Origin of the sequence: Streptococcus agalactiae ATCC 13813, assembly GCF_000186445.1 — a bacterium.
GTDB lineage: Bacteria > Bacillota > Bacilli > Lactobacillales > Streptococcaceae > Streptococcus > Streptococcus agalactiae.
The window spans coordinates 747813-758636 of record NZ_GL636070.1 but is presented as its reverse complement, the minus strand read 5'-3'; the positions used below and the strand labels follow the sequence as shown (position 1 = coordinate 758636).

Annotated in this window: 7 protein-coding genes and 2 pseudogenes; all 9 read right to left on the bottom strand. The window is 33.8% G+C overall.

Annotation, left to right across the window (positions count from 1 at the left end; genetic code table 11):
• A complete protein-coding gene (gene asp1, locus HMPREF9171_RS109420; protein ID WP_000468354.1) occupies positions 1-1545 on the bottom strand; it encodes an accessory Sec system protein Asp1 in 1545 nt (514 codons plus the stop codon).
• Positions 1545-2774: an accessory Sec system protein translocase subunit SecY2 gene (secY2, locus tag HMPREF9171_RS109425; protein WP_000772266.1), complete on the bottom strand. Its 1230-nt coding sequence runs from the start codon at positions 2772-2774 to the stop codon at positions 1545-1547. The genes asp1 and secY2 overlap by 1 nt, the downstream gene beginning before the upstream one ends.
• 123 nt (positions 2775-2897) lie before the next feature.
• Positions 2898-4094 carry an SP_1767 family glycosyltransferase gene (locus HMPREF9171_RS109430; RefSeq protein WP_001872148.1) on the bottom strand — a complete coding sequence of 399 codons (1197 nt, stop codon included), beginning with the start codon at positions 4092-4094 and terminating at the stop codon, positions 2898-2900.
• A gap of 117 nt (positions 4095-4211) precedes the next feature.
• A pseudogene (locus HMPREF9171_RS01000000112945) lies at positions 4212-5029 on the bottom strand (glycosyltransferase family 2 protein).
• Positions 5022-6206, bottom strand: a complete 1185-nt coding sequence (locus tag HMPREF9171_RS109435) for a glycosyltransferase (protein ID WP_000795056.1) — start codon at positions 6204-6206, stop codon at positions 5022-5024. The pseudogene HMPREF9171_RS01000000112945 and the gene HMPREF9171_RS109435 overlap by 8 nt, the downstream one beginning before the upstream one ends.
• A pseudogene (locus HMPREF9171_RS109440) lies at positions 6196-7439 on the bottom strand (glycosyltransferase family 8 protein). The gene HMPREF9171_RS109435 and the pseudogene HMPREF9171_RS109440 overlap by 11 nt, the downstream one beginning before the upstream one ends.
• 35 nt (positions 7440-7474) lie before the next feature.
• Positions 7475-8641 (bottom strand): glycosyltransferase family 8 protein, encoded by a 1167-nt coding sequence (locus HMPREF9171_RS109450; RefSeq protein WP_000751415.1) that lies wholly within the window; start codon positions 8639-8641, stop codon positions 7475-7477.
• Positions 8642-8649: 8 nt separating this feature from the next.
• On the bottom strand, positions 8650-9657 hold the full coding sequence (locus tag HMPREF9171_RS109455) for a sugar transferase (protein ID WP_001263783.1): 1008 nt from the start codon (positions 9655-9657) through the stop codon (positions 8650-8652).
• Positions 9658-9987: 330 nt separating this feature from the next.
• A partial coding sequence (locus HMPREF9171_RS1000000114095; protein ID WP_153299369.1) for an LPXTG cell wall anchor domain-containing protein occupies positions 9988-10824 on the bottom strand: 837 nt, incomplete at its 5' end.

Below are 10824 nucleotides of genomic sequence, written 5' to 3'. Positions count from 1 at the left end.
TTAATAACTATTTATAATTCTTTCTACCAATTGACCACCTGTATAGTCATTGATTTTATCAACAGAATAAATTAAAGAACGGTTCCAATTAGTTAATTGTTCACAATAATAAGGAATTGCCTTTTCCAATTCTTGGATTTCTTCAATAACGTAACCGTTTTTCCTGTGTTCAACAAATTCTGTTAATATTGTATTTATCTGAGGGATACCTGAACTTATCCCTGCAATTTGCGTGTATAAGTCTGGTATTTTAGAGATATCAATAATCAAACGGACATACTCTAACCGGTTTATGATATCTGTTTCTGACAAAGGATGGGTAAAAGAAAGGCGTGTTTTTTCCTTTTCTACTTCATCAGATTGCATAAGAACTTGATTGGCATCATCTCCTGATAAACTAAAGAATTTCTGATCAAAAACTTTTGTTGCTTCTTTAAGGTAGTCATACATCAATTGCCGACTTTCAAATTCTCGTTCGTAGCTGACAAATGTTACTTTTATATCATTATTTTTGAGCATAACCTTATATAAGGACGTTAAAGACTTTTGCAATTCTTTATGGGAAAGTCTATCTACGACAAAATATATTTCTAAATCTCTAACTTGATTACTTTTTCCCAAAGCTAAACGCGTATCAAAGGGAGAAACATGAACAACTGGTTTATCTATTTTTTCTTTCAATTGTGCAGCAATATCTAGTCTATCGCAAATAATAGCGTCTGCTCGAGATAAGGAAGAGTAATCCTCCAATACATTGTGAGTATTATTCCTCTCCGAGAAAACAGATAATATTAAATTTCCTTTACTAGTGTTCCCAACAATAAATGCGTTATGAACTTGATTAAAGCTAGCAATGATAGTATCTGATTTACTAACTTCTTTATGGAGATAGGTCAGATATTTCTCTCTAATCAACTCTTCGATATCAGAGTAAGATAACTTTAAAAAATGAATAGCTTTCTTAGGATTAATTTCAACATGGCGGTCATCTTCTCTTAGGTATTCTCTCATGATCCTTTCCCCTGATGGTGCTAAATAATCTTGATAGGCTTCACCACCATTATCATAATAGAGAACACTAGATAGAAATCCTCTATCATCAAAGAGGTATTTCTTAGCTATTTGTTCATTTGCAAAATAATCAATATGCGTTAAATTTCCTTCTTCACCAAATTGAACCTTAGCAATTAAATCTCCTGACTTTTTTACCAAAACTATAAACGGAGTATAGGTAAAGTCCACCCCTTCAGGCCAATTGAGTTGTCGGAAGTCAATCATTTGCTGTCTTACATTCCCAATTTCTTGAATATCATCAAAAACTGAATAATAACCTGATTCTAACAAGTCATAGCGATGCAAATAATAACGTAAATTGGGCATATAGTTTAAGACAACTAATCTACTCTCTTTTCCAGCATAATCAAACATCTTCATTTGGTTGATAGTATCATCAAAACCGACATTAGTCGGCTTGAAATACCACAAGTAATTATTATCATACCAGGTACGATTTTCATTATACCAAGATGGAATAAAATGAAACATTAATTCTCCTCATTTTCAAATACAGAAGTGTATTGTTTACGAATACGAATAACTTGGAATTCATCCAATATCATAAATGACATCCCTGTGATCATCATAAAAATCCCTGTCATAGATGAAACTGTCCTAAGATCATCATTTCCAAGAGCAAATAATAATGGTACCCCTCCTAAGAAAGCCATGAAAAAACCACTAAAAGTTCCAAATAAATAACAGATTTTCGATAAATAACTTTGTGTTTCTTTACCAGGTCTATAATTAGGAATAAAATCACCACTTTCTCGCATTGCCTCAGAAATTTTAGTCGGATCGATATTCACAAAAGTAAATGCAACTGATAAAACAAACATTAAAATCATATAAATAACCACTCCCTGAATAGAAGATAAACTAAAATAGTCATTGTATGATGTGATATCTGAATTAGTTGGGAAAATACTTCTTAGTAAAATAATAATATACTGGGGGAACATTAGTAAGGTATAAACATACATAAATGCCATCCCCCCCGAAGCATTTACTTTTATTGGCATGTAGGCATCATCAACGAGACGATTATGGATTGAAGTACGCATTACTGGTATACGATATTCTGAACGTTCAAAAGTTATCATTAAGTACATTGCTACTAGTGTCCACAAAAGAAATAAGATGATAGCAAGTTGATAACCATCTTGGAATAATTCAAAAATAAGAGGAATATTATTAAATTGCCCAACAAGCATACCTACCACTACTAAAATAGTCATTCCACCAAACCCGTATTCCGCATTTAGATTACCAATCCAGGAAATAATATATGCACCAGTCACAAGTATCATTGTCGCGAGTAATAATTTGGTCAGAGAAAAACCATTATGATATTGAAAAGATATGGCTATGGCTAGCCCTTGAATAGTTGCTATGACAAGCATCACCACATTTTGGCGAAACTGTTGAACTTTTTGAGATACTCCACTAGAGTATTTACCAATCGTAAATAGTCTTAGTAAAATCATTGTGGTCATCATAGGACCAATACCCAATGAAAAGACCCCAACCTGAGACAAATTACCACCAGTTACTGTTGAATAAAGCGTCGCAAAGTTATTGTCTTGTCCCTTATAAGCAGAAATCAAGACACCAGGTATTGGAACATAGCGACCAAGTAAAAAAATGATTATTAATGAAAATGTTATCAATATTTTACGAAGAATAATATTTTTTTCAAAAATATATAGTAATTTCAATGGAATTTCTCTTTCTCTATCAATTTGTTCTCTTCAAGATAAGTAACTTTATATCGTCAACTTCGTTAATTTTAAAATCAAAAAAATTGATTTCAATATTCAAGTAACCATTACTCTTCCTGACTATCTATTTTGTTTAATAGTGTCACACAAATATTCAAAATCATCCATGGTTCGCTCAAAAGAAATATATTGATTATCTTTTCTTGCCCGTCTGATTCCATATATAGTTTTACCCTCAGTTATACATCTATCAACAACATTCCAAACTTCTTCACCATGATTAATATCTAAATATATATCGCTATTTAATAGGAGTACTTCGAAGTGCTCTTCAGTAATAGCTTCATGTAGGTAATAATTTGGATAACCTACTAACTGCTTAAGTCTATCCGAACAATAAACTGGGGCAGCAATATGAAAATCAGTATTAGGACATCTTTGTAATAAATGTTCTAGCTCCCATATATCATCTGTTAATGTCACTGTCAAAGCGTACTGTCTATCTGATGTACCAATTTTTGATACAATTTGATTTTCGTAACTATTGTCTTCTATTAAAGTAATATCTTCGTCAAAATTATGTTCTGCCATATGTTTATGAGAAAGTTTCACCTTAGAAACTGCTCTCATCTTAAACCACTCATATTCTGAATCAATATGACCTAAATCAATAGCTTGATGTCCTAGCTGCGATAAATCTTCAGCTAATAGCTTTGCAGTTGGACCAAGCATAAGTAAAATTAGCTTACCTCTACTATGTTCAAGTATAGTTTCCTTGATTTCATAAAAAGATGAAAATGCATCTTTCGAAGGACAAATGATACGCGAAATAGTATTGGCATCATTAAATAAGTCATTGCCAACGCCTGAACGAGAAGTCTCACCCTCGACAATTAAAATATCTTTATTTTTCCATAATGCTTTTAGCTGTTCAAAGTACGTTACTGACAAACTCTTATCTAGTAAATCCATATAGGGTCTAGAAATAAAAGTTGAACCATACCATTCAGCCTGACAATTTTTTTGGTACAAATCATTATACTGATATAGATGCCCCCTCCAAAACTGTTGTGAAAAATCGTTGTATCTACCTAAATTATCAAAAACATCACTTACACAGATAACTAGCTTCTCATTACTCTGTCGATTTAATAAACGTTTTAATCGCTTAGCAAGTTCAGAATCATAAACCTGGTAAGGAATAGAATTCCCCGCAATAATATCAATTTCCCCATCACCAAAACGCGCTACCGAAGCGGTATGTTTAGAAATATAATCTAAAGTTTCCGAAATTGTTTTTACTTTAATAACTTTCATAACTATTAGCTCTTTTCAACTCTATTTGCAAGATTATGACAAATAAAATGATATTTACCGTTATCTTGATAACCGATTTGATATCACTTTATATATTATTGTTTTCTGTAAATTTTCTTATTCTAAGCGCTGTTTATAGTCACGCATTAACCAAAAATATCTCTCTACAGTTGCAGTTGAATCCAATCCTGACAGTATAATCTCCGACAATTTACTATCAAAAATATAAATAAGATCTTCTGCTCTTTTGGATGAAAACGCGGATGTCATAATGCTATTTGGACGAATTCTATAGCCATAATAGCTTCCATTAACTAAAATCGTTTTTTACTTTTTATAAAAAGTAAAACACTTACCAACTCATCTTCAAATACTTTATCTGTTGGGAAGGTGATGGTATCAAATAGTTCTCTTCGATATAATTTCCCCCAAATAACGATGAATACTGAACTATTTAAATGCCAATGCACTTGTCTATCAATAGCTGTTTGAGCAGAGATTTCTTCGATAACAAAATCTTTGTCAGTGATGTAGTAACCAAAAATATCTTCTGTTTCTCTGTAGATATAGTAATTACTGATAACAATATCAGCATTATATTTTTCTTGCTGAGCTAGCAGTACTTCCAAATAATTTTCCTTTACCCAATCGTCCGAATCAACAAACGTAACAAATTGGCTCTCTGAACTAATTCGTGCTAATCCAAAGTTTCTAGCTTTAGAAGCACCGCCATTTTCGATATGGAAAACTCTAATACGGTTATCTCTTAGAGATAATTGATCACAGATACTAGCAGATGTATCTGTAGAACCGTCATCTATCAGTAGAATTTCAAAAAATTGGTATGTTTGTCCTAAAATGGTATTTACACACCCCTCTAAATATGGTGCTGCATTATAGACTGGAATAATAACAGAAACTAATTTATCAGTCACTACTGCCTCCATTTTTACATAAAAACTGTCGCATATCCTCCAAATTAATAAAGCAATGACTTAACTCTCTATATTCAAATGTCACTGTTTCATTAAAACTCAATATCGGAATTGATTTCTCAATAGCTTTTTGACAAAATTGTATTTCCTTCCAAGAAGTTGAGATATCAAGGTAATAATTTGCCTTAGTCATTAGTTGTTCAAAAAGTGGGCTGGTTATTGAAGGATACAGACGAACGTTAGAGTTTGTGGCTAACTTAAGTAATCTTGGGCCAAAAGAGGTCCAAGCAGCTATATGGAAGCAACTATTGGGGAATAGTTCAACCAATTCTTCAATATAAAGCAAATCTACGGACGTTGTGAAAGTAAAGAAGTGTTTTTCAAATGTTGGCTCAGGTAACAGATACGTTTCAAAATTAAACACCTCATTCCAATCTAGTTGCTCATATTGCCACCATGTCTCCCTAAACCTTGAAGAAGAAAAAGTATTCCATGGTTTATCATGAGTACAGTAATGGATAATAGTAGGCGATTCAAAGTTACGATCAAAATACCCTTGCCAATTTTCATAAAAGGCACCTAAATCATTTCCAACTTGAGCATTATACTTATCTTCTAACTTAAGCCAATTATTATCAAAAAGAAGATTGAGAACCCCTTGGTCTCCAAAAATTCCATTATCCAATTCTCGTTCTGTTATTTCCAGAAGTTTTTCTGTTACTCGATATCTCATCCAGTAAAGCGAGTTTATTAGCATAACACCTGAGTTAAAATGAATACCGTCTCCATCTAAGATAGCTGCTATCGGGTAGTCCCCTAATTCTATCTCAAACAACTTATCTAAGTTATCAACAACCAAAGTATCAATATCTAAATAAAGAACTTTCTCTGCATCAATAAGTTGCGGAATGTAGTACCTTGCATAAGCCATATAGGTAATATGGGCACGGGGCGTTTTAAATTCCTTAAAAGTATCATCAAAGAGTTTTACATCAAAAATACAACTATGACTATTTGATAAACGTCTTTGAATATTTCTAAACCATTCTGAAGCTATATCTTGATTTAAAATATAAATACTTACTCTATCATTGTGACATAAAATCGATTTTATAACTGTTTGAATCTGATTTAAAGATTTATTATCACCTGCCAAACAAATAACGTTATTTTTCACAATATTCCTTTCTAATATGTTCTTTAAATCGTTCATTCTTTAAATAATCAATAATATCCGTAACTCTCTCAAATTGTTTGCCTTGACCATGATAAGTTGTAGAAAGGGATAAAATATCTTTACCTAGTTTCTTCACTTGCTCCAGAACCTGAGTATCTGCATCACCATGATTAATATCAAGGTAAATATCTGAATTTTCAACTAGCTCATTTAATTTGAAACGATAAACAAGTGGATAAAGTTTTATATTTGAATACATTTCCAATTGTTTCAATTTTTCTGAAATTTGAGTATGGGCAGCAATATGAAATTGCCAGTTTGGTAAATCCTTAGCCAACCTCTCAATTCCTTCAATTGAATCTGAGTAAGTAAAAATGAAAGCTCGATGGATAGGTTGTAACACTTTCTTCAATGAAACATCTACACCATCATTGACTTGCCATCTTGTAAAAATATCGCTCCATTCAAGTTTATTATATTCCCACCATATATCGCGCCAACGAACGGATGTTTCAAGGTATTTCCATGGTTTTGTCGCTGTATAATGAATAACTTTAGGTAAATCTTTCATGCGATTTAATTGACGTTCAGACTGTTGGAATAGGTTATATAACATATCTGCTCCTGTATGATAGTTATAAGTTTCATCAAGTTCTAGCCAATTATCGCACAGTACATCATTCAAAACATCCTGATCATGATATTGAAGAGCCCCTTGGTTTTCTCTAGTATAATCTAACAGTCGCCGACTAATCCCTTGTTCTCGCCAAAAAATATTATTAATTAATAGCAAACCCGAATTAAAATAATCTTCTTTACCATCATATTCTTCGAGCAAATCATCTCGAACAGCCGCTACACCATATTTTGAAATATCAAGAGTAAATATCGATGTTAAATCACTGGTGATAATCATATCACAGTCTAAATATAGTACCTTATCTTCATGAATAACTTCAGGTATAAAGTATCGAAAGTAAGTAGGATAGGGCATCGGTTTTTGAAATTTAAAATGTTTAATTTCTTCATTAAAAATTTTAGTGTTAGATATTGTGCAATCTATTTTTTAGATAAATGATATTCCATCATTTGAAACCATTCAACTGGAAGATCGTCATTTAAGATATAAAAATCAATAAATTGATTATGAAAGCATATTGATTTAATTATAGTCTTAACTTGCTCTTGATAGCCAAAATCCGACGCTAACGCGATAGCTTTTCTATTTTTCATCTAAGAGGACCTACTTCCCTTATTCTTTTAACCATCTATTCAGGCATTGTTTCTGAGATAACTTCTATATTTTTTGTCGTATGTGCTGTAGAATCAAAGGCTAAAATCGGTTTATTCTCTTCTTTTATTTTATCTAGAATACCTTCTACTTCGTAGGAATGATTAATATCCAAGTACACATCACAGTTACGTATAAGCTCTTCCAAGATAGGGTTGATAACTAATTTATAAACTTTAATATTGCTATAAGTTTCTAGATTAGCTAATTTCTCTGAAATATCACTACGTGCTGCAATATGAAACTGATAATCTGGTAGAGCTTTTGCAAGTACTTCAATATGTTCTAATGTATCTGAGGCTGTTAATGTAAATAAATTCAGTGTTTTACCTGTTAACCTATTCAAATTTTTTTGTTGTTGAGCATAAATAACTGACCATTCTAAACCAAAATAATACCACCATTCTGAACGGTATCGCGATTGACTATATTTATTCCACGGTTTATCTTGACTATTATAATGAACAATAACAGGTTCGCAATCATCATAAAAATGATACAAATCTAGTCGCCCATATGCATTAATATTGACATCTTGACCAATCTGAACATTATATTGTTTACCGATATCTATCCAACGATTCTGAGTCAAAATATTAAGGTATTCTTGATTTCCTACCCCAACAGCAGAACCCTTATCAGCAATCCTCATAAGGCTATTATAAATTTCTTCTTTTTTCCATAATGAATTATTGATTAGCATAACACCTGAATTAAAACTAACTGGTGCTGCATCTCCATAGTAAAGCGTTGAAAAATGATCTGCTACAGCTCCTAATAAATTCTCTTCAAGGTTTATGTCAAATAGAGGATCCAAAGAACCCCTAACTATTACATCACTATCTAAATATAAAACTATCTCTTCTTCAAGGTGAATTGGAATAAACCATCTGAAAAATCCCGCCACACTGATATGGCTCAGAGTAGGTATCCCCTCAAAGACATCTGAACTTATGGGAATATTTTTTACTCTACAGTCAAACTGTTCTAAAGAATGGTTAAGGATATTAAACCATTCTACGGGAAAATCTGTGTTAATGATATAAATAGTTAAATGTTGATTATGACTAACAATAGATTTTATAGTTGTCATAACTTGATCACGATATTGGAAATCTACACCTAAAACAATTGTTTTCTTCATCGCTACCTCTATCTATAAAGCATATGCACAGCATCTATCAATAATTTTTTAGTGATATAACCATTTCGCAAGAGAGTTGCTATCTTCTCAACATTTTCCACATAGCTGTCATAAGTCTCTTTTTCCATATTATTAATTTTTTCAACAGCTTCTTCTAGCGTTTCAACTGTAAATCCTAATCCGTGTTGTTTGATAAAGTCTCTACTTGAAATATCATGGTTAGCAATAATTGGAAGTCCAGCAGCCAAGAAAGTAGATAATTTATACGAGGCATTCATCCTCGAATAACGACGCTCGACTAACTCCTCTCTATCTTCACTCCAACACAGGCCAAATCCTCCCCGCTTAGAAAGACTTAGCATCAATTCTACATCATCTTTCCAGCCCAGAGCATGAACATTTGCCTCAGAATTGAGTCTACTTCCGTCTCCATAATAGATGAGCGGAATATTTTCCTTCCAGTCATTGACAAAGGGAAAGCGTTGAATATCGCCTGCAAAACTAAGGACTTTTTGATATTCTGGACGAGGGAGGTCTATATTAACTGGATGATCCCATACTTCTTGATAAAGAACTTTAGAAGTAGTCATCCCTTTTTCAATTAGATAATCATGCATCGCTTTTGTAGGTAGAATAACAACATCCGAACGATTATACATGTCAATTACTCTATCTAATAAATAAAAATTAGACTCAAACATTAAGGGAACAATATCATGTACAAAAGTTATAATTCTAGCACCGTATGCCTGTAATTTATCTAGAAAAAGTTCATCAAATTCTGTTGAATTCCATGTAGGTACTTGAAAAACAACAATATCCCCTCTGCCTAATCCCGCAATGATACCATCCATCCTAGTACTTCTTTCACCATACGTTTCAGCATAATCATTATAAAAGTAGATTCCCATTTCATCATAACCAAGTTGACGTCCGACATCCTTAACTAGTTTTTGTGATATAAGGGCAATGCTACGCGGTGACTGCCCATATATACTTGTAATATGTACTCGCATTTTAGTTAATCTCTCTTTAAAACTCTCTCTTATCCAGACCATATCATACCAGTTAAATAATAGTTTTATTAACACTCATTGTACTAAAATGATCCAAAGCTTTTTTACATTATTTTTGAGTTTATCGTAATTGATAAACTTATTTTTAGAAATAAATTCCACTTCTTAATTCTATCATATTTTCTCAGAAAAACATTTCTTGTCACTTGATAAATATAGATTTACAAGGCTTTTTACGAACTTCTATAACAAAAAGGCATATCTCTCTAAAAATATTAAGAGATATGCCTTTTACCATGTCATTTAGTACTTTAAGAATTCACAGTACGTCTAGTTCTTATCTTTTTTAGATTTTTTCCTTCCCAAAAGAGTTGCCCCAGTCATTAAACCTAAACCTAAGGCAGTAGCAGTTACAGAATAATCTTGATCACCCGTAGAAGGTAAGGCAGAATACACCTTCTCTTTTGATGAATTAGAAGTAACTGAGCTTGAAGAACTTGTTGAAGCACTTGTGCTGGCTGACATTGAGGCACTCGTTGAGGTGCTGGTTGAAGCGCTGGTGCTGGCTGACGTTGAGGCGCTGGTGCTTGCACTTGTGGAAGCGCTAGTACTTGCTGACGTGGATGCACTCGTACTTGCACTTGTTGAAGCACTTGTGCTGGCTGATGTCGAGGCACTCGTTGAGGCGCTAATACTTGCACTTGTTGAAGCACTTGTGCTGGCTGATGTCGAGGCACTCGTTGAGGCGCTGGTGCTGGCTGACGTGGACGCACTCATGGAAGCGCTGGTACTTGCTGATGTCGAGGCACTCATGGAAGCACTTGTGCTAGCTGACATTGAGGCACTCGTTGAGGCGCTGGTGCTGGCTGATGTGGAAGCACTGGTACTAGCTGACGTTGAGGCACTTGTTGAAGCGCTAGTACTTGCTGACGTGGAGGCACTCGTTGAGGCGCTGGTGCTGGCTGACGTGGACGCACTCATGGAAGCGCTGGTACTTGCTGATGTCGAGGCACTCATGGAAGCACTTGTGCTAGCTGACATTGAGGCACTCGTTGAGGTGCTGGTTGAAGCGCTGGTGCTGGCTGATGTGGAAGCACTGGTACTAGCTGACGTTGAGGCACTTGTTGAAGCGCTAATACTTGCTGACGTGGAGGCACTCGTACTTGC

Bases quoted from the DNA above. Each gene is read 5' to 3' on its own strand.
- HMPREF9171_RS109430 (WP_001872148.1), bottom strand. From the start codon at position 4,094: ATGAAAGTTATTAAAGTAAAAACAATTTCGGAAACTTTAGATTATATT.
- HMPREF9171_RS109455 (WP_001263783.1), bottom strand. From the start codon at position 9,657: ATGCGAGTACATATTACAAGTATATATGGGCAGTCACCGCGTAGCATT.
- asp1 (WP_000468354.1), bottom strand. From the start codon at position 1,545: ATGTTTCATTTTATTCCATCTTGGTATAATGAAAATCGTACCTGGTAT.
- HMPREF9171_RS109450 (WP_000751415.1), bottom strand. From the start codon at position 8,641: ATGAAGAAAACAATTGTTTTAGGTGTAGATTTCCAATATCGTGATCAA.